Source organism: Halopseudomonas sp., assembly GCF_036961105.1.
Classification (GTDB): Bacteria; Pseudomonadota; Gammaproteobacteria; order Pseudomonadales; family Pseudomonadaceae; genus Halopseudomonas.
This window is the reverse complement of sequence record NZ_JBALWW010000004.1, coordinates 174,497-193,698: the sequence shown is the minus strand read 5'-3', so window position 1 is coordinate 193,698 and position 19,202 is coordinate 174,497. Positions and strand designations below refer to the sequence as shown.

General features: G+C 53.7%; 17 protein-coding genes and 1 pseudogene. 6 read left to right on the top strand and 12 right to left on the bottom strand.

The features are described from left to right. The 3 genes and pseudogenes from V7756_RS07250 to V7756_RS07240 all read left to right on the top strand — a co-directional run. On the top strand, positions 1–488 hold a 488-nt coding region (locus tag V7756_RS07250), incomplete at its 5' end, for an IS3 family transposase (protein WP_335609481.1). 200 nt (positions 489–688) lie between these two features. Then, the gene (locus V7756_RS07245; RefSeq protein WP_335609485.1) at positions 689–1,024 is read left to right on the top strand and encodes a DUF2790 domain-containing protein; all 336 of its coding nucleotides are present in this window, start codon (positions 689–691) and stop codon (positions 1,022–1,024) included. A 125-nt stretch (positions 1,025–1,149) separates the two neighbouring features. Beyond that, positions 1,150–1,352 (top strand): annotated as a pseudogene (locus V7756_RS07240) (IS30 family transposase); the annotation flags it as partial. Positions 1,353–1,525: 173 nt separating this feature from the next. Here V7756_RS07240 and V7756_RS07235 read toward each other — a convergent pair. The 6 genes from V7756_RS07235 to V7756_RS07210 form a co-directional block, all read right to left on the bottom strand. After that, entirely contained in the window at positions 1,526–1,711 is a 186-nt protein-coding gene (locus V7756_RS07235) for a hypothetical protein (protein WP_335609480.1), read from the bottom strand. A gap of 132 nt (positions 1,712–1,843) precedes the next feature. Further along, positions 1,844–2,200 carry a copper-binding protein gene (locus V7756_RS07230; protein WP_335609479.1) on the bottom strand — a complete coding sequence of 119 codons (357 nt, stop codon included), beginning with the start codon at positions 2,198–2,200 and terminating at the stop codon, positions 1,844–1,846. Further along, positions 2,197–5,352, bottom strand: coding sequence for an efflux RND transporter permease subunit (locus V7756_RS07225; protein ID WP_335609478.1), 3,156 nt, complete (start codon positions 5,350–5,352; stop codon positions 2,197–2,199). Before V7756_RS07225 ends, V7756_RS07230 begins: the two co-directional genes overlap by 4 nt. After that, positions 5,342–6,802, bottom strand: coding sequence for an efflux RND transporter periplasmic adaptor subunit (locus tag V7756_RS07220; protein ID WP_335609477.1), 1,461 nt, complete (start codon positions 6,800–6,802; stop codon positions 5,342–5,344). The genes V7756_RS07225 and V7756_RS07220 overlap by 11 nt, the downstream gene beginning before the upstream one ends. Next, positions 6,799–8,052 (bottom strand): TolC family protein, encoded by a 1,254-nt coding sequence (locus V7756_RS07215; protein WP_335609476.1) that lies wholly within the window; start codon positions 8,050–8,052, stop codon positions 6,799–6,801. Before V7756_RS07215 ends, V7756_RS07220 begins: the two co-directional genes overlap by 4 nt. A 738-nt stretch (positions 8,053–8,790) precedes the next feature. Further along, on the bottom strand, positions 8,791–9,618 hold the full coding sequence (locus tag V7756_RS07210) for a cation transporter (protein ID WP_442908971.1): 828 nt from the start codon (positions 9,616–9,618) through the stop codon (positions 8,791–8,793). A gap of 167 nt (positions 9,619–9,785) precedes the next feature. Here V7756_RS07210 and cadR point away from each other — a divergent pair, with 167 nt between their 5' ends. Together cadR and V7756_RS07200 are read left to right on the top strand one after the other, a co-directional pair. After that, positions 9,786–10,208 carry a Cd(II)/Pb(II)-responsive transcriptional regulator gene (gene cadR / locus V7756_RS07205; protein ID WP_169405902.1) on the top strand — a complete coding sequence of 141 codons (423 nt, stop codon included), beginning with the start codon at positions 9,786–9,788 and terminating at the stop codon, positions 10,206–10,208. Positions 10,209–10,579: 371 nt separating this feature from the next. After that, positions 10,580–10,849 (top strand): hypothetical protein, encoded by a 270-nt coding sequence (locus V7756_RS07200; RefSeq protein WP_335609474.1) that lies wholly within the window; start codon positions 10,580–10,582, stop codon positions 10,847–10,849. Positions 10,850–10,925: 76 nt separating this feature from the next. Here the strand turns inward: V7756_RS07200 and V7756_RS07195 are convergent, their stop codons facing one another. From V7756_RS07195 to V7756_RS07180, 4 genes are all read right to left on the bottom strand, one after another. Then, positions 10,926–11,147 carry a BPSL0761 family protein gene (locus V7756_RS07195; protein WP_335609473.1) on the bottom strand — a complete coding sequence of 74 codons (222 nt, stop codon included), beginning with the start codon at positions 11,145–11,147 and terminating at the stop codon, positions 10,926–10,928. 146 nt (positions 11,148–11,293) lie between these two features. Further along, positions 11,294–11,569 carry a hypothetical protein gene (locus tag V7756_RS07190; protein ID WP_335609472.1) on the bottom strand — a complete coding sequence of 92 codons (276 nt, stop codon included), beginning with the start codon at positions 11,567–11,569 and terminating at the stop codon, positions 11,294–11,296. Between the two features lie 164 nt (positions 11,570–11,733). Continuing rightward, positions 11,734–13,119: a DEAD/DEAH box helicase gene (locus V7756_RS07185; protein ID WP_335609471.1), complete on the bottom strand. Its 1,386-nt coding sequence runs from the start codon at positions 13,117–13,119 to the stop codon at positions 11,734–11,736. After that, positions 13,116–13,703, bottom strand: coding sequence for a hypothetical protein (locus V7756_RS07180; RefSeq protein WP_335609470.1), 588 nt, complete (start codon positions 13,701–13,703; stop codon positions 13,116–13,118). The genes V7756_RS07185 and V7756_RS07180 overlap by 4 nt, the downstream gene beginning before the upstream one ends. Before the next feature lie 99 nt (positions 13,704–13,802). Here V7756_RS07180 and V7756_RS07175 point away from each other — a divergent pair, with 99 nt between their 5' ends. Then, positions 13,803–14,054, top strand: a complete 252-nt coding sequence (locus V7756_RS07175) for a helix-turn-helix domain-containing protein (protein ID WP_335609469.1) — start codon at positions 13,803–13,805, stop codon at positions 14,052–14,054. Between the two features lie 33 nt (positions 14,055–14,087). Here V7756_RS07175 and V7756_RS19120 read toward each other — a convergent pair whose 3' ends face one another. Beyond that, positions 14,088–15,287 (bottom strand): type ISP restriction/modification enzyme, encoded by a 1,200-nt coding sequence (locus tag V7756_RS19120; RefSeq protein ID WP_442908968.1) that lies wholly within the window; start codon positions 15,285–15,287, stop codon positions 14,088–14,090. 324 nt (positions 15,288–15,611) lie between these two features. After that, positions 15,612–18,944: a DEAD/DEAH box helicase gene (locus tag V7756_RS07170; protein ID WP_442908967.1), complete on the bottom strand. Its 3,333-nt coding sequence runs from the start codon at positions 18,942–18,944 to the stop codon at positions 15,612–15,614. Positions 18,945–19,202: the final 258 nt, after the last annotated feature.

Sequence of the window (19,202 nt, the reverse complement as noted above, 5' to 3'; positions counted from 1 at the left end):
CTTATGTTTCAACGTGGCAAGGCTGGCTCTACGTCGCCTTCGTGATCGATGTCTTTGCCCGGCGAATCGTTGGCTGGCGGGTGAGCAACAGCATGCGAACAGACTTCGTTCTGGATGCCCTGGAGCAAGCGCTGCACGCTCGACAGCCGAGCCGCATGGACGGCCTAATACACCATAGCGACAGGGGTAGCCAATACGTCTCCATCCGATACACGGAGCGTCTCGCTGAGGCCGGCATAGAGCCCTCTGTAGGCAGCAAAGGCGATAGCTATGACAACGCTTTGGCTGAAACCATCAACGGGTTATACAAAGCGGAGCTGATCTATCGGCAGTCCTGGCGTAGTCGCGAAGCCGTGGAAATCGCCACTTTAAAATGGGTTCACTGGTACAACCACCAGCGGTTGCTGAGCTCGATTGGGTATATACCCCCGGCAGAAGCTGAGGCAAACTTCTACCAGCAACAATCCGGTCAGGCCATGGCGGCCTGACTTAAACGAAATGGCCTCCATAAAACCCGGTGTGATTCAGCTTGTATACGAGAAGTCTTGAGGGCCCGTGGTATCAAAGCATTTTGATGAGTTCGTCAGTAGTCCGTGTTGGCATTAATCCAATGTAATGTCTGTGTCACCTTGGTGACAGGTATAATGTGACACCATCTGCTCTGGATATTTTTTATAGGCAGACACGCATGTGCATTCGATCAAAAATTGCTGCATTTCCTGTCATTTTTATGTCTTCGTTCGTAATGGCAGACGGCAGCAGCGATCCCGTTTATGGCTCTATGATTAAAGAGAACGAAAATAGATGGAAGGAGCATGCATTATCAACTGACCAAGGCCCTCCGGAGATTGCTCACTACCGCTATGGAATGAACCTGGATATCGAGCGTGTCATACATATCACATCGACACGTATTGGCTGCGGCGTAATGCCTGCCCAGATGACATACAAGGATTCCAACGGGGATCTGAAAATACTTGAGTACCGTGCCTCGGGCACGAAGTGCCGAGGAAACGAAGGATGATTCAATTGGCTTTCTTCTTTAACGGGGCGGGCGCAAAAACCGAGTGCAACACCTGACCTTTCCGGTACGGTGCTGCCGCTACGTCTTACTCCGAACTCAGCGTTGAAGATCGCGCCAACATATAAATCGGCCATGCCCAAGGCTTGAGCCTGGGTAAGATTACCTGATCCCTTCGACCATCAGCAGGGAGCTGCGCCGCAATCTAGATACCAGTGATGGCCACTCGGCCGGCGTGGCTCAGCAACAGATGGAGGCCCGTCGCCAGGCTTGTCGACCGACACGAAAGCTGTTTCCCGGTAGCAAGCGCTTCGAGTTGGTGGCCTATATGACTGTGTTGCCCTCAGCTTCTGCAACCGCCTTTTCGATGCCTGAACGATATGTTGCGTGGACCAAACTCAGCAAGTTTTACCAACGCTGCACCAAGGTTCATTGTAGCGAGCCGCGTTGTTACTCAAATGACGGCAGCCAATAAACCCTCGGGCGGATATTGTGTCGCTAGGCTCAGTGCTCAACTTTCAACTGCTTCTTGGCTAGTTGCTGATTTTGCTGCGGCGACTCCTGCAGCATTTTTGGCGCCTGAGTACGGGGTACGCTAGTCAGCGCATAATCACTGCCATCTTCCGCCATCGCTACTGAAGACGCGAACGCCAGAACTAGCGAGATAATTACTGTAGTTAGTTTATTCATTTTTCACCTCATTGTTGGGAATGGCTATAGATTACCCGGCTAAGGCTGACGACAAGCTGTTGGGATCCTTACAGTTGCGTAACGTTCAGCTAGCCGGGCTACCGCACCAGCTGGCGGTAGCCATCGGCATGGTTACAATTGCTTGATCCAAGTGATGGATGAATTCATCCCCTGGGATGCGAATTCGAACTCAACTTCATCACCTTCACCGAGCTGCTCAAGTTGTCCAGGCGTAGCTTTAAACCCCATTGTCATGGGTGGCCAGTCAAGTTCCGGTACGGGGCCGTGGGCGATGGTGACGGTTCCTTTTTCCTCATCAATATTGCGAACAGTACCCGTTGCCTTCGCTGTCTTCGCGGTAGAACCGCTTTGCTCCATTTTCATGTTACCCATGGGCATGCTCTGCTTCATTTTCATACCCTTCATCTCATCGGCGAAGGCTGTCGGAGTCAGTGCCAGGCTAAGAATGAGTGCCAGTTTCGTTTTCATTGTGAATCTCCAACTTGTGGTTTGGCTTGCTCAATGGATCGGCGCCTCATCAAGAGATAAGCAGCCGGGAGTACAAACAGGGACAGAAGAGGTGCGGTGATCATGCCGCCAACCATTGGCGCGGCTATACGGCTCATGATTTCACTACCGGTGCCACTGCCGAGCAGGATTGGCAGCAGACCAGCAATGATAACCGCCACAGTCATGGCCTTGGGCCGAACTCGCTGCACGGCGCCCTCACGGATCGCTTCCAGTAGAGCTCGTTTATCGGTACGTCCCGCACCCTGACGCTCGGTCCAGGCATTGGTCAGGTACAGCAGCATGATGACGCCGAACTCGGCCGACACCCCTGCCAGCGCAATGAAGCCGACACCGGTAGCTATCGAAAGGTTGTAATCAAGCAGGTACAGGAACCAGACACCGCCGGTCAGGGCGAACGGGAGTGTTGCCATGATCAACAAGGCTTCGCTGAACCTGTTGAAAATCAGATAAAGCAGCACAAAAATGATCAACAGGGTGGCCGGTACGACCAGTTTCAGTTTGGCGTTGGCGCGCTCCATGAACTCGAACTGCCCCGAGTAGCTGATGCTCATGCCCGATTCAAGCGTCACCTCCTCGTCAATCCTTGTACGCAGATCATCCACCACCGCCGCCATATCCCGGTCGCGCACATCAACGTATACCCAGCCGGTGAGTCGGGCATTTTCGCTTTTGAGCATCGGCGGGCCATCTGTCACCTTGACTTGCGCCACGGTGCCCAGGGTGATCTGACTTCCCTGCGGGGTGTAGATCGGCAGATCACGTAAATCGCTCAGCGAATCACGCCATTCGCGCGGATAACGCAGGCTGATTGGATAACGGGCCAGCCCCTCGACGGTTTCGCCGATATTGGCACCGCCGACCGCACCAGCCACGATGGACTGCACATCAGCTATGTTCAGCCCATACCGCGCAGCTGCGGCTCGATCAATGTCGACATCAATATAGCGTCCGCCGGTGATGCGGTCGGCGACAGCTGAGCTCACGCCCGGGACCGTCTTGGCGACGCGCTCAACGGATTGGGTCACCTTGTCAATCTGGGCCAGGTCCGCGCCGTATACCTTGACCCCGATCGGGCTTTTGATCCCGGTGGCCAGCATATCCATGCGGTTCCGAATGGGTGGGATCCAGAGATTGGCCAGTCCTGGAACTTTCACCGCCTGGTCCAGCTCTTTTACCAATTTTTCCGGCGTCATGCCTGGTCGCCATTGGTCTTTCGGCTTGAACTGGATGGTTGTCTCGAACATGGTCAAAGGCGCGGGATCGGTTGCGGTATCGGCACGACCTGCCTTACCAAAGACCCGCTTCACTTCCGGAACGGTTTTGATCATGCGATCAGTTTGTTGCAGAAGCTCTGACGCTTTCTGAACCGACAGACCCGGTAGCGCAGTCGGCATATAGAGCAGGTCGCCTTCATCCATTGACGGCAAAAACTCTCCACCCAGGCGAGAGATCGGCCAGAGAGCTGTAAGGAAAACGACTATAGCGACTGCTATGGTGACCTTCGGCCAACGGAGCACTGCTTCAAGGGCTGGCTGGTACGCCCGGACAAGTCCACGGTTGATGGGATTACGATGTTCATCAGGGATTTTCCCACGGATCCAGTACCCCATCAGCACCGGGACCAGGGTGACCGAGAGCCCTGCGGCTGCAGCCATGGCATAGGTTTTAGTGAATGCCAGCGGGCCAAACAATCGCCCTTCCTGAGCTTCCAGCGTGAACACCGGAATGAATGACAACGTAATGATAAGCAGGCTGAAGAACAAAGCCGGACCAACTTCGATCGCGGCATCGGTTATTACTTTCCAGTGCTCGGCGCCCTCAAGCTTCTTGTTGAGATTGTTCTTATGCCACGCTTCGATGTGTTTATGCGCGTTTTCAATCATTACGATAGCGGCGTCGACCATGGCGCCGATTGCGATCGCAATGCCACCCAAGGACATGATGTTAGCGTTGACGCCTTGTCGTTGCATGATGATAAAAGCGATCAATATACCAACCGGCAACGACACGATCGCTACCAACGATGAACGTAAATGCCAGAGGAACAAGGCACACACCAACCCCACGACGATGAACTCTTCCAGCAGCTTATAACTGAGGTTCTTTACGGCGCTATCAATCAGCTCGCTGCGATCATAAGTGGTGACCACCTCGACCCCATCGGGCAAACTTTTCTTGAGATCTTCCAGTTTGGCCTGCACGGCGGTAATGGTTTCACGGGCATTTTTTCCGCTTCGCAGAATCACTACACCGCCCACCACTTCGCCTTCGCCGTCCAGTTCGGCAATCCCACGGCGCATTTCCGGGCCAAGCTGAATATGCGCGACGTCACCGAGTGTTACCGGCACACCATTCGTATCTAAGCGCAGTGGAATAGCGCGAAAGTCCTTTAACGAAGCGAGATAACCCGAAGCGCGGACCATAAACTCGCTTTCTCCGAGTTCTAGTACGCTCCCGCCTGTTTCTTGGTTGGCCCCGTCGATCGCCTGTATGATTTGCTGCTGCGTTATCTGGCGGTTAGCCATGCGCACTGGGTCGAGCATCACCTGGTACTGCTTGACCATCCCCCCGATCGCCGCTACCTCGGCCACGTTTGGGAGAGTCTTGAGTTCATAGCGCAGGAACCAGTCTTGCAACGAGCGCAGCTGGGCTAGATCGTGCTGGCCGGTACGATCAACCAAGGCATACTGATAAACCCAGCCTGCTCCGGTGGCATCCGGGCCAAGTGCTGGAGCGGCTCCGTCGGGCAAGCGACTTTGAACCTGGCTGAGGTACTCAAGGACCCGAGAGCGCGCCCAGTAAAGGTCAGTCCCGTCCTCGAAGAGCACATAAACGTAGCTGTCGCCAAAGAATGAATAGCCCCGCACGGTCTTCGCCCCAGGTACCGATAGCATGGTTGTCGCCAGCGGGTAGGTGACCTGATTTTCAACGATCTGTGGGGCTTGACCGGCATAGGGCGTGCGGATGATGACCTGAACGTCGGACAGATCAGGCAAAGCATCAACGGCTGTGTTTTGTATTGACCATATGCCCCAGGCAACTGAAAACAGCGTGCCAAGCAATACCAGAAATCGGTTGGTTACCGACCATCGAATGATGTTAGTGATCATGGCCGCCCCCGAGTTGTTCGATCTGCTCAATAAGAAGGCCTTCGTCGCTTTCGCTAACGCCCACCCGGACGCGATCTCCTTCGGTAAGTCCTTCGAGCAAGGATTTGTCTGCGGCAGGGAACGCCATCGTCATGCCGGGCATGTTCAGTGTCTTGAACGGACCGTGGGACAAGCCGACCATATCGTCTTCCAGGCTCACGATGGTGCCCTCGGCCTCGTGTAAGGCTGCTTCTGTGGTTTGCGTCGATTGATCCTGCTGGGCAATCAACCCCCGCAGGCTAGCTTCAGAGTCAAGCAAGAATTGCCCTGAGGCCACCACTCGCTGGCCTTCTTCCAAACCGGCCAACACCTCTGTTTTGTCTTCGGTCTCACGGCCGACTCGAACCTCTACCGGGCGGAACTTGCCCTCACCTTCAGCGAGCATGACAAGCGTGCGCCGACCGGTTCGAATCAGTGCTTCGGTGGGCACAACCAGCGCCTCATTTCTATCGCGGCTCAGCGTGACGTCTGCGGTCATACCAGGGCGTAGGCGCTGATCAGGATTGGGTAGTTCTATCCGAACCCGTACCGTTCGGCTATCCAGGTTGGCCTGCGGTAATACGGCCTCGATAGAACCCTCCAGGCTCTTGCCTGGGTAGGCGGGTAGCCTGGCTTCGACGGTTTGACCAACGTTCAGGTTGGCCACCTGTGCTTCAGGAACGGCAACTTCCAGCCAGACATTTTCCAGCCCATTGATGCGCGCAAGTGATGCGCCGGCAGACAGCGTCATTCCTTCACGGACGTCGAGCGAGCGAAGTACGCCCCCGATGGGACTGGTTATAGTCCAGGTTGATCTGGCTTTGCCGCTGCGCTCAAGTTGCGCAATAGCGTCAAATGGAACGCCAGCGAGGCGAAGACGGTGGCGAGCGGCAGCGACCAGTTGCGGTTCGTTTATGCTGCGCAAAGCAAGATATTCTTCCTGCGCAGCTGCCCATTCAGGTACGAAGAGATCGGCCAACGGAGCGTTTCTCGTTATCACGTCTTCCGGAGCTCGATCGTAGACCTTCTCGACGAAGCCACCGCTGCGTGCCTGCACAATAGCGACGTCACGCTCATCGAAAGCGAGGATGCCAACCGCCTCGACGGTCTGACTGATAGGTTCGCGTGTGACCGAGGTGATCCGCATTCCCAGATTTTGCATTACACCGGGGTCGATGATCATCGATGCGCCATCGCCCCTTTCGTCGGCATAACGCGGCAGAAGCTCCATATCCATGAAAGGAGAGGGACCCGGTGTGTCAAAGCGCTGTTGCGGATACATCGGATCGTACCAATAAAGAACTTCTCGCTCGTTCTGCTCGGCAGGCTGAGCCTCGGCGTTGCTTGCCATTAGAGCTAGCCCGGTTAGTCCTGTACTCAGCAGCATGGGTAGGCTAATCAGCAAAGCCAGTCGCTTGATTCGAAATGTCATGGCTGGATGTCTCCATAGGCGAAATGTAAGCGGGCGTTGGTCAGAGAGCGGTCACGGGCGAGATCCACACGGCGCAAGCGCATTTCGACGAGCTCCTGCCGTGCATCAATAACGGAGATGAGCTCACCATTTCCGGACCGGTAATCCGCCATGGCCAGACGCACCTTTTCTTCAGCGAGCGGGAGCAGTGTTTCATCGAATCGAGAAAGCGCTCGATTGAGCCGTTGCAGCTCTGCCGCATCGGCTGCAAGCTCTTGGTTATACAGGCGCAGCCTTGCTTGCCGCTCGGCCTCCAGCTCCGCCAGACGGGCGCGCTCAGCGGCGATTTTCGGTTCTTGTCTGGAACCTGCGAACACCGGCAGATCGAAGCTGACACTGAGACTGAGCATGTCGCCGAACCCGCCCCCCCTATGTTGATAATCCACGCCCCACCCCCAGTCGGGCCTTTTATCCGAAATGGCTTCGGCAATCTTCGCCTCAGCGCGGTCACTCATAGGATCGAAGGCCAACAGCTCGGGGTGGCGGTCAAGATTGTGCCGGTATTGATCGAGATCACCCCGCCACACTGGCCAGCTTCCCTCCAGCGGCACGCTAGCAGCCTCGCCAATCCAGCGCTGCAGCTCCGCACGGGCAACAGCTTCGTTGCGCACCAGCACATCTTCTTGTTCGGCCAAAAGAGCCGCTTCCTGCTTTGGTAGAACGCTATCGCTCGCCATTCCGCGAGCACCAGCGATTCTTGCTTTAACGGCCTGAGATAAGAGACGATTTTCTGCATAGAGCTGGTCAAAAATGCTCAGCTTTTGCTCCGCTGCCAACGTGGCAATCCAAGCCTCAGCTGTCAGCTGACGAACCTTAAGGCGTTCGATTTTTTGCTGGGCATGCGCCAATGCCACAGTTGCTTCAGCGGTTTCTACGCGTGCCCGTCGCTTGGCCCGGTTAGGAACCTCTTGCATAACGCCGATCATTTGCATAGTCATGGGCTCAGCGCCCAATCGCAGGCTGGATTCACCTTCGACAGGGAGGCTCTGGAGACCAAGCTTCAACTTTGGGTCCGGTAGCTCACCCGCCGGGGCCACCGAACTTTGAGCGGCTTGAAGGTTTGCACTGCGCGCAGCCAATGAAGGGGCTTCCCGCTCAGCCAGACTGATGGCTTCTTCGAGAGTGAGCGCTGCCGAGGTACTGGGCACAGCCAAAAGGCCGAGCGACAAGGCAGCTGCGTACAAACGCACCCCGAGGATTCGGTAATTCATATCTTCGATTCCGTTGATGTTCTAGCGCACGCCATCGGCATGCCTTAACCGCCCACCCCAAGGGGTCAGGCGAAACTAGGGGACACGAGCGAAATCAGCTACGGGGAGGATGCCAGACAATGTCAGGTGCGCGAGTCGGGACCTGACCAGGAAGGGAGACAGAGGGGCGTGGGCTGAGCGCCGGCACAGTGACCTTGCCGAACGCGAGCTGAAACAGACTACTGGTTTTGCATTCTTGACCGTTTTCGCAGACTGAGGCGGCGTCTTGTGCACAACAGTCATGTGCAGAGATGACCATTTCGGACGCAACGACGCTGGAAGCAAGGTTCGACTGGTTCATGGCATGATGCGTGTCGAGCGTCATGGTTTGCGCCGTCCCGGTAAAGGGAAGCGCAAGGATCATGAGAAAAACAAGAAACAAGTTCCGACACGTAATCATAAGTTTATGGCTAGTAGCATGCGAAGAGGACGTAACAGATCCCGTTCTACATATTCTCCGGTCAGTTGATACAGCCTAGATTATCAGACCTTGCTGACGGAAAAATGAGCTTAAAATTACTTTTATGTCAGTTTCGGAAGCTGGACGACAGGTTGCAGCTATAGGCAAGATCGCCGTAAACGTCACGCTTGTGCTGATCGCCCCGGTGTTATCAAACGCGGCAGTGCCGTTGCCACGCAGTACCTTCGTACCGTTTTCCGCGACAACTCAGCGGATAATCGTTTTATTTGCAGCTAACATCACGCCTTGAGCGCCAGAATGCGCCGGGCACCGTTGAGTACGATAAGACCCACGATCGTGCCAATAATCAGATCCGGATAGCTGGAGCCCGTCCAGGCGACCAATGCACCTGCGGTGATAACGCCCAGATTGATCAGCACGTCATTGGCTGAAAATATCCAGCTGGCCTTCATATGCACGCCGCCCTCACGATGTTTGAATATCAGCAACAGGCAAACGGTGTTAGCGATTAATGCAATGAAGCCAACGATCATCATGACCAGGGACTCAGGTTCACTGCCAAACAGGAAACGGCGCCCCACCTCCATCAACACGCCAAGAGCCAAGACCAATTGGAGCACGCCAGCAACATGAGCGGCGCGTGTTTGCAACCGCAAACTGCGGCCTACGGCATAGAGAGCAAGACCATAGACGGCTGCGTCGGCAAACATGTCCAGCGAGTCAGCAATCAGCCCAGCAGACTGGGCGATCAAGCCTACGGTCATTTCGGCTAGGAACATGATCGCATTGATGCCGAGCAACCAGCGCAGAGTGCCAGACTCTTGAGCGTTCGAGGTTGCAGAGGATATGGCAGCAGTGACCGCCCCTGAGTCGGCAGTGCTTGTTTTCTGAAGAGATGCGCCCAACCCCAGGGTCCTCAGTTTTGCCGTTATAGGCTCGACCTCCCCATCGTGCACGACCGTCAACCGTCGATTCGACAAATCAAAGGAGAGCGCTCGAATATTATGAAAACTATTCAGCGCCAAGCGGATCATTCGTTCTTCCGATGGGCAGTCCATCTTCGGCACGGCAAAGACGCTAACTGACGCATCGCCGGACACCAGCATATCGGGGCCATTTGCAGGCGTCGCCTCACAACCACATGAGTCACCACGCTCTTTTCCCACAGTACGCCTCCAGTTGGACCAGAAATAGAATTGTGATAGTTAAAACTATGTAGTGGCTATAAGGTCAAGGGAGCTGGATTCACCGGTTGAGATTTGGAGTAAGCACGATGCGTATTGGTCAGTTAGCAGAGGCAGCAGGTATCGCCACCCAAACGATTCGGTTTTATGAACGACAGGGCCTGCTTGACCCGCCAAGCCGACAGGACAACGGTTATCGTATCTATACCGAGCGACATGCCAAACGGCTCGCTTTCATTCGTCGCTGCCGAATCCTGAACCTATCACTGGCAGAGATTCATGACCTCCAAAGCTATCAGGCCGATCCTCACCAGCCTTGTGCAGCGGTGAACACGATGCTCGATGACCACATTGGTTACGTGCGATCGCAGATAACTGTGCTACATGAACTTGAGAGGCAGCTTGTTGCATTGAGAGGGCGTTGCTCGGATAAGCGCGAAGCAACCGATTGTGGGATCTTGGCGGGAATCAATGAAGGAAGCGATCCGGATGACAGTTGTCAACGTAGCTAAAGCAGATAGGATTGATTATTTAGTCGATATATTATTGTTTTATATAGGTTTACAAAAATTGGCCTGCACATTGACATAGAGAACGATATGGGAAAAGATCAAGATTCCCACGAGGAGAATGAACGGTTCGGAATGGTCACAGACGACTGAGTGCAGGTTCTAGTCGCACCTCTTTTTTGATGCAAACCTCTGCTGCAGCGGAGGTCGCACCTTTTTGCCCATAATCGGAGATCTAGTCGCGCCTTTTCTAGGTGCCTCCTATTTCTGAGGATCTATGTAATGCTAATCGGGCTCGAAGAATCGAATCTCAACATGGTACGTTATGAAGGATTGTTGAAACTGGTCCTTAACCTACTGGCACGAAGGATGTTATGACAAATGCGACCGGGCATACGCTCTCGGAGGCAGCCATTCAGGAGCTTGAAGACCAGATCCCCGGCCAGGCGGCGTTGGCTACTAGGCTGGCCTACGAGACGGCAAAACGGTCTGGCCTCACGGTAGTGCTCTCTAAAGGTGGATTTATTGTCGCTGAATATCCTGACGGAACCGAACAGCGGCTCGCCTCTACTAAGCCGAAGCGCAGAGTGAGAGCTGGCGTCAGTATCGACCTACGCAGCGGGCCTTTCTTGGACGAGGTCTGAGCTATTTAGGTCCCCGCTCAACGTCCCGGCAAATAGCTCGCGATGAGTGGAAGCCGTCACCACCATGGCAACAGCTTCATCGGTACTCGACATCAGATGACAGAAGCGGGCCGAATACGTTATCGGCCATCTCGTCGCGCTTCCCGATCTGTAATACCTCATCCCTAGACGGATAGTGACGCAGCACTGCTGTCGCTTGCTTCCTGATTGTTTCTGCCAGAGCGGGGTCTTTGGACAGCTCTTGCAGCAGTTCTCCTGCCTGGATGAGAGACCGGGTACGTTCGTGAGGTAGCGTCATTATTCCTCCGTGGCCTCCGACATCGAAGGCCGATACTTGAAAGTAGTCGGATTTTACTTGAGATACACGCGGTGACCCTGATCGGATTCTTGATAAATTACATCTGACCGTGCGACCGCACCCGGCGCAGCGATGGGTACGAAGTTTTAGGCAATATCGTCTTCAACTTCACACCGGAGATCAAACCACGGGTAGCCTGCTATGTCCCAGGTTTCAACTGACATCATCTCCAGCCTTTCCAACTGGTGCAATTGACGAACATACAAACCTACGGGCGTAACCAGATCGAAGGTATTAATAATCGCTCCGTCAATTTCTGCCCTTGCGTTCAACTCTGCCACCACTTCTTCCACGCTGTTGAGCATCTCTGTGCAGCGTAACCAGTCGTCCCCATCCTGCTCAACGCGCACCGAGTAGCTCATCACAAACATCAGCTCGTGCAGAATAATCGCTGGGGCGCCATGCAGTAACGGGGTAGAACCCGCCCCGTCTGACGCGGTTCCGTGAGAGAAAACTCATAGCGTCCATGCAAGTGTAGGGAAAGAGCGTCCTGCTTTTTAAACGCCAAGACAGTGATTTTTAGATATCAGAAGCACGCCAACAAGAGCTCTCGATAGTACGGAGAAAAACTTACTTGGTAGCTTGGGCTATCCAAAGCCGGAGCCATTTCAGCATCAGGTTCGCTTCTCGATGAGCCAAATTCCTGGCTGCCTTGATCGACCTCTGCAAGGCGGCCGGCGTCGGGATCAGACAAAAAAGACTCGGGCGAGGTAGCTGTTAGCTCAAATTGACTAAGAACAGCCAGATCCTCCGGTAGATCCTCAGCTATTCGCTCTGCGTAGCTCTTGAGAGTCGGCTCCGCCAGCATGAAAAGCCAAGCTTGTTCATCAGTTTCAGACGTTCTACGCAGTACCCTTCCCAACACCTGACGATAATAAAGCTCTGTACGGATTCGACTCAAATAGCAACATACCTGCAGACGAGGGATGTCTGTTCCTTCACTAATCATCCCCACCGCTATGATCCAGCGCCCATCGCTATGCCTGAAAGAACTGATCACCTGCTGAGCGTCCGGCGTTTTATTGGTAACGACCAAACAGCTTTCACCCCGTGCTTTCAAAGCATTTGCTATTTGCTGGGCGTGTTCTATATCTGTGCAAACCACCAGTCCCGCAGCATCTGGCTTAGCTCGGCGAACCTCGTTCAGCTTTGCGCACCCTAGCCTGAGTATCTGATCGACTACCTCATCATGGCGCAGAAGGCTCTCGTAAGTAACTGGGGACTCCGTAAGCAGCGTGGCGATACTAGGGAATAGCCTGATGGCCGGTTCAGCCACTGGCTCCTCTATAAGTGTGACCTTTTGATTGTCCAGGAGAATAATACGAGGCGATCGACACACGCCCTCTGCTATTGCTTCAGTCAAGCCATAGCGATAATCACAGATCAGCTTACCTTCTGGTGAGGAATAACGGGCCAGAGCTATTGCTCGATCGTCAGAACGCCATGGCGTACCTGAGAGCGCGAGGGTGAAAGCGGCTCGATCCTGAACCCGCTGCAGAATCTGCTGTCCCCAAGCATTGCTGAGCAGAGGGTCATGGCCAGCGCAGTGGTGAATTTCATCGAATACTGTAAATACTCGATAATCGTCTAAAAGCCGCCAGAACGATTCATCCCGATAATCCATAGCCTGGTATGTGTGCGCAGCACCTACAGCGCCTAGGTGGCCATCCAGCCGCTTGCCTAACACCTGGGCAAAGGTCGAGCGAAAGCCCTCAACAACTTGGCACGATGGCGCAAAGCAGAGCACCAGATCAATTTTGTTTTGCTCTAACAGGCAGCGGGCTAGCTCTGCCGCCATTCGAGTCTTACCTGCGCCGGGCGTGGCTTGGCAGAAAAAATGTCGCGAAATGGTGAATTGTTTCAGTGCTTTTTCAATGCAACGGGTTTGCCATCTTCGTAATGAAGACATCATTGTGAGGCTTCAAGCGCTTTGAGTGTCTTTTCCACAGCACGGAGATGGCCTAAGAGCCGCGAGCCGCGGTCCCGCGCCTCAAGATAGTCCGCTTCCACGTTGACCCTTAATTGAGGCATGTCATCCAGCAACTGCTTATAACGCTCCGCTTCCCCCATCGCAGCTAGAAAATCCAGCCGCACTTCCTTTAGCAAGCTCCTGACATGCTGCTCGGTACCCTGTGATGACGTCGACGCCGTTGCGGCTCCGCTCTTCAAAGGGGCCTGATCAGTCTTGGTTGAAACTCTCCCGCTTCGCTCAAAGGCGCAATCGGCCAACTCAAGCTTTAAACGCTTCGGAAATGGTTGCACATGGTAGATCTGGCCTCTCTTTCGCTGCTGCTCGTCAGGCACGAGCCAACCGACGCGAATCATCCGTCTGATCTGCTCATACACAAAAAGGCGCACATCGCTGAGCTTGTAGGCCCCCTCTTCAAGACGCTCGGCATAAGCATCCCTCAAATCACGAGTAGTGAATTGCGTGTACCCGCTTTCTTGGAGTAGCTCGTGAAGCCGTCTGTCGAAGAGGAACGAGGCAGATTTCATGCGGGCAACCAAGGGTAAAAAAGGAATGCGGATTATAGTCCGTGGCCCCCATGTCCGCAAACACCGGATAGTTCTTCCTCAAATCACATTGAGGCCGCTATGGAGCAACTGGCAAAAGCGCTAGGGGCACGGATCCGGACGCAGAGAAAAACTCGGCGGATTTCTCAGGATGCGCTTGCGCTTATTTGCAATATCGACCGTAGCTATATGGGTCGTATTGAGCGCGGAGAGGTTAGCATCACAGTCGAGAAACTGTACAGGATCGCTTCCTCGCTAGACTGCGACCCTGCACTGCTATTGCCTCGCCTGGCAGACTGCAATCCTGCAGCTGATAAGCCAGGTCAAAAATAGCCATCAACCGACGCCCATTGTTGTCAGCTGAAATCAGATATCTAGAGAAGGCAGGTTGTTCACTATTTTCTGAGTTTCCATGCTGACAGTGACTACCCTCTGAAACAGTTCCAAGGGGTATCTCGGATTACCCATCGTCTCAATGGCCCAGTCATTGGCGTCATTAACGATGCCGCTGGCTTTATCGGTACGCACGGCCTGGCGTTCCATCACCCACTCCAATGCGGGCTTGCCGTTGACCACATAGTCCCACGCCGCTTCGGGAATGCCCTTAATAGTGATGTGTGGATTATAAATCACCGTGCTACGGTCATTGACACTTTTGCCGGTCTGCGAGTCTTTCTTCTTAGCAAACCTCATCTTTTCCACCCGGTATTCGGAATCAGTCAGCTTACTCTTAGACTCGACAGCCAACGGGTACAGCTCGGCCGTTTCATAGCTCAGGTGGATATCGGCTAGGGCGCGACCGGCCTTGCTGAAGGCCCAAAAATCAGCAGCCATTTTCACTGCCGGAATGCGCGGCAACTCCTTGCTCAGGTTATCGGCGAAGCGCTCGCGATAATCCCGCGAGTGGAGGATGCCATAGACGTAGTAGAACAGGTCTTGCTTGCTGATCTGCTCACCGGGGTAGGAGTTCTCAAAGTGAGCCAGGCCTGCGTCAGTGATGGCGTCGCGACGGCGTAAACCGCGTTCAGCTGGCTCGGCAAAGAGGTCATTTGTTGAAATCTGCGCTGCATCATCATAGAGATAGATGGGAAAGCACTGCGTACCTCCATCCGATTGAACATCTATTACACCATCAACTATCAGTGCAATTTGGCCTTCTCCTGACCATCGCTGTTTGATAACGATAACGAGATTTTTTTCATTTCCCTCAGGAAAAAGCTTGGGCATCTGGTATCTATTTTCGTTGAAAAAGCCATCGTAATACATCCATCGCTTATCAAAACGGCGGTAGGTCGCAACCACTGTCTTGGCTGGTGAAAACGCTCCGGTCAGGCCTCTATCAAATCTACTACGAAGCACCCAAGACCAGCCAATTCTGGAGGCATCATTGATGTCTCCATCCATCGAGCCCTCCAGCGCTTTGTTGTAAAAGCTGATCATTGTTTTCATGGAGCCTAAAACCGCTTTTCGTGAGGAGTTATATGCCCAGCTATCACGATTCGTTTTTACCCCGTTTGTGTAGCCATCAAAAAGAGCGATCGAACCATCACGAGCTTTACTTCCCATCGCTAAAAACTCGACAAAGCTTTGGTCGCGCTGTGCGAGCCAGTCACCATGATCGTCGGGGACAATGACTTTCCAGCCTTTCGCAGCATTGATGCCCGCAATACTCCCATAAGCTTCGATCCTCTCAAGCTTCTCTTCGCGGCTTAGGTAATCACCAATGTCATGGAAATTAATCTCGCCGTGTTCAGCCGCGACAGGGTTCTTGACCAGCAGTGAGATGGCAATAGGTGCACGGCTACCACTACCAAAAATCTTTCCTCCTTCCCTGCGTGACGTTTCCCCGCTGGTGCGCTGGTTCCCACGCAGGTGGAAAATATAGAGACTTTAAAATTCGTCCACCAGGCATTTACGCAAACCGTCGGCAGCCTTACCATCTACAAAGCCAGCGTTAGTGACAAATCCAATAATGCCGCTGGTACCGACACGGTCACTGGCCCATCTAATTGCTCTGATATAGCTGTCGTACAGGCTTCGCGGATTGCCTGAAGACTGCTTCACATATGTTTCTTGCAATCTTGTGTCGAGATTGGGGTAGCGTAAATTAGCAGCCCCATCGTTGTCGTCCTTTTGCCCAACAGAATAAGGTGGGTTACCCACGATCACCCGTATATCTAGCTCCTTCTGCCGCTTGCGTCGAGCACTGTTGTCCTCAAGCAATGCATCAACCATGTCATCTTTTTCGTACATCTGGAAAGTATCGGTAAGGCAAATACCTTCGAACGGAGCGTACTCGTCAATTACTTCGCCATGGTAGGCCGCTTCAATATTGACTGCTGCAATGTAGTAAGCCAGCAGCACCAATTCGTTGGCGTGGATTTCATGCTGGTATTTGTGCGGTAGCTCTTCCGGCTTGATCAGCCCCGACTGGATCAAGCGCGTGATAAATGTGCCGGTACCAGTGAAGGGGTCGATAATATGGACGCCCTTGCTTCCCAGAGTCTGGCCAAACTCTTGTTGCAAGAGGTGGTTAACACTGTGGAGGATAAAATCCACCACCTCAACCGGCGTGTATACGATACCGAGCCGTTCTGTCATTTTCGGGAAGGCGTTGCGGAAGAACTTGTCGTATAACTCGACAATGATCTTTTGCTTTCCATTTGCGCTATCTATGCCAGCAGCTCGCTGGCGTACACTCTGATAGAACTTCTCTAGAGTGACAGCCTCCTTATTCAGATTATGCTCGTGCAAGGCGTCCAGCACGCTTTGCATCGCCTTCGCCATCGGGTTGTGCTTCGCAAAATTGTACTCATCAAACAGGGCGTCGAAGACCGGCTTGGTCACCAAGTGCTGAGCCAGCATCTCGACAATCTCGCCATCGCTGACACTGTCGTTCAGATCATCGCGTAGCTCAGCTGCAAAGGCATTGAAAGCGGTTTTTTCTTGAGTGTTGGACGGGTTCTCCAGAATCCCGTGTATGCGGTCTATGTGGGTTCGGGCAATCTTGGCTATGTCGTTCGCCCAGTCTTCCCAGTGGTGGCGATTGCCGCATTTCTCGACGATCTTCGCGTAGATAGCCCGCTCAATTTCACCTACTTCATAGGTCAAGTCGGCCTGTTGCGTCATCTGGCCCTCGGCATCGTTCTTCGGCCGCTTCTCACCTAAACCATACTGGCCCTTACCAGCGTTGGCACTGTTACTTTTCGCCTTTTTCGTCACTTTGTCCGTGATGGCGATGACTTCCATCTTGCGCGGATCAGAACCGATCAGATCTAACTTATTGATCATGGCGTCAAAGCTGTCGTCGTGCGAGCGAAGTGCTTGCAACACCTGCCAGACTACCTTGTAAGTCTGGTTGTCGTTGAGCGCTTCATGGGCCTTCATTCCTGCCGGGATGACTACCGGCAGTACTACGTAGCCACGTTTCTTGCCAGGCGCATTACGCATAACCCGACCAACCGATTGCACCACATCTACTTGGGAGTTACGGGGCGTCAGGAACAGCACGGCATCAAGAGCTGGAACGTCTACGCCTTCAGACAAGCAACGCACGTTGCTTAGGATCCTGCAGGTATTCGCTGGCGGTTCCTCTTTCAGCCAGGTGAGGTTAGCTTCCTTCTGACTGGCGTTCATGCTTCCATCGACGTGTGCAGCTTCACAGATAAGACGGGAGTCTTGGTCGATGCCCTCGGCCTCCTGATAGGCTTCAACAACTTCCTGGAACATGCCAGCAATGTTCATTGAGCTGACCTTGTGCTTGCTGCCCTTGTAGGACGGCGCAATTACTTGGCAGAAGGCTACGGCGCGCTTCATCGGTTGGTCGTCGCCAATCAGCTCCTCAGCCAGCCCTTGCTTGGCCAGCGCCTTCCAACACCCGACGATCTTAGCGGCATCGTCAACCTTGAGCTGATTGTTCTCATCCTTCAGCAAATTCTGAAGACGTCGATTGATGACACTCTCTTCAACAGTCAGTACCAGGACTTTGTAATCGGTGAGCAGACCACGTTGGACGGCTTCGGAGAAATTGATGACGAATAGCTCCTTGCCGAACAGCGCTTCGTCATCCATGGAGCAAAGCGTAACTTCGCCAGATTCAGCCTTCACCTTGGCGCTATCACCATAGATGCGCGGCGTCGCAGTCATGTAGAGGCGTCTCGCGGCGCGGAGGTAGTCACCATCGTGTACGCGCACGAAGTTACTCTCGTCATCGTCGCCGAAGGTGGCGCCGGTGGTGCGATGAGCTTCATCGCAGATAACCAGATCGAACTCTGCCAGATTGTGGTCGTGCTGTGCCCGGCTGATCACATCGATCGAGTGGTAGGTGGAGAACACTACACTCATATGTTCGTCGTCATGGCGCTTGATCATCTCAGAGGCCAGACGATCCGACTTTGTCGTGGCCGGGTAACGTAGTTCGTGGGTGAATACCTGTGGAGCATCGTCCTCGACTTTGCGCTTCTTGCCCACATCGCTATCAGAACAAACTGCGAAGCTGTGCAGAGGCGTTTCGCTTTCTTGTGTCCATTCAGTGAGGGTTTGTGACAGCAATGACAGGCTCGGCACCAGAAACAGGACACGCTTACCCTTACCTGCTAGGTACTCAGCGATCTTCAAGCTGGTGAAGGTCTTGCCCGTGCCGCAGGCCATGATCAGCTTGCCACGTTCAGCGTCTTTCAGTCCTGAGGTGACAGCATTCAGGGCCGACTGCTGGTGCTCTCGCAATTCCTTCTTAGCCCTTAGTACCACTACCTGCTTGGACTGATATTTCGCCCATTCAATCTGACTTTCTTCAAGCGCTTGCAAGTCAATCTTCATGACTGGGGGTTGCTGTCCTTGCAAGGCGTCTTCGGCATGCTCGCTCCAGTTGTTGGTCGTGGTAACTATGACCCTCTGTGAGAATGGAGCCTTGCCCGATGCGGTAAAGAAACTATCAATATCCTTTTTCTGAACTCTGTAGTCTTCGGCGTACAGCTTGCACTGGATAGCATGGTACTCACCCGAGCCCTGTACACGGGCCACCAGATCGATACCCGCGTCCTTCCCACTCAACCCGTTGTCTTTGGCCCATTCAGCGTACGTCCATACCTGCTCGTATAGGTCACGATAGGTGGCTTCATTGCGCAGGTAGGTGCAGATTAGCTCTTCGAAATAGGTACCTTTTTCACGCTCAGTAACGGAGGCAGTACGATAGGTGTCTAGGAGAGCTTTCAGGGCGGACATATGCAGAGCTCCTTTGCATTATTCAGTCAAAGCCGGACGGCAAAGCGCCTGAGTTTACCACTGCTGCTGTCGAAGGGCGCCCTGGAAAATGGTCGCCCAGATTCAAATGCTGGACACGTTTTGCAGCTAATGCTATCGAGGCATGGCGGCAAGAGGAGTCCGGCGTAAAGAGACCTTACCGGTCTGAATCAGTTGCAGCTTGCATTCGCATGCGCTCATAGCAAGGAACAGACATCAGACAGACTAAAAACAGAGCGC

Bases quoted from the DNA above. Each gene is read 5' to 3' on its own strand.
- V7756_RS07245 (WP_335609485.1), top strand. From the start codon at position 689: ATGTGCATTCGATCAAAAATTGCTGCATTTCCTGTCATTTTTATGTCT.
- V7756_RS07235 (WP_335609480.1), bottom strand. From the start codon at position 1,711: ATGAATAAACTAACTACAGTAATTATCTCGCTAGTTCTGGCGTTCGCG.
- V7756_RS07230 (WP_335609479.1), bottom strand. From the start codon at position 2,200: ATGAAAACGAAACTGGCACTCATTCTTAGCCTGGCACTGACTCCGACA.
- V7756_RS07225 (WP_335609478.1), bottom strand. From the start codon at position 5,352: ATGATCACTAACATCATTCGATGGTCGGTAACCAACCGATTTCTGGTA.
- V7756_RS07220 (WP_335609477.1), bottom strand. From the start codon at position 6,802: ATGACATTTCGAATCAAGCGACTGGCTTTGCTGATTAGCCTACCCATG.
- V7756_RS07215 (WP_335609476.1), bottom strand. From the start codon at position 8,052: ATGAATTACCGAATCCTCGGGGTGCGTTTGTACGCAGCTGCCTTGTCG.
- V7756_RS07210 (WP_442908971.1), bottom strand. From the start codon at position 9,618: ATGCTGGTGTCCGGCGATGCGTCAGTTAGCGTCTTTGCCGTGCCGAAG.
- cadR (WP_169405902.1), top strand. From the start codon at position 9,786: ATGCGTATTGGTCAGTTAGCAGAGGCAGCAGGTATCGCCACCCAAACG.
- V7756_RS07200 (WP_335609474.1), top strand. From the start codon at position 10,580: ATGACAAATGCGACCGGGCATACGCTCTCGGAGGCAGCCATTCAGGAG.
- V7756_RS07195 (WP_335609473.1), bottom strand. From the start codon at position 11,147: ATGACGCTACCTCACGAACGTACCCGGTCTCTCATCCAGGCAGGAGAA.
- V7756_RS07190 (WP_335609472.1), bottom strand. From the start codon at position 11,569: ATGAGCTACTCGGTGCGCGTTGAGCAGGATGGGGACGACTGGTTACGC.
- V7756_RS07185 (WP_335609471.1), bottom strand. From the start codon at position 13,119: ATGATGTCTTCATTACGAAGATGGCAAACCCGTTGCATTGAAAAAGCA.
- V7756_RS07180 (WP_335609470.1), bottom strand. From the start codon at position 13,703: ATGAAATCTGCCTCGTTCCTCTTCGACAGACGGCTTCACGAGCTACTC.
- V7756_RS07175 (WP_335609469.1), top strand. From the start codon at position 13,803: ATGGAGCAACTGGCAAAAGCGCTAGGGGCACGGATCCGGACGCAGAGA.
- V7756_RS19120 (WP_442908968.1), bottom strand. From the start codon at position 15,287: ATGGGAAGTAAAGCTCGTGATGGTTCGATCGCTCTTTTTGATGGCTAC.
- V7756_RS07170 (WP_442908967.1), bottom strand. From the start codon at position 18,944: ATGTCCGCCCTGAAAGCTCTCCTAGACACCTATCGTACTGCCTCCGTT.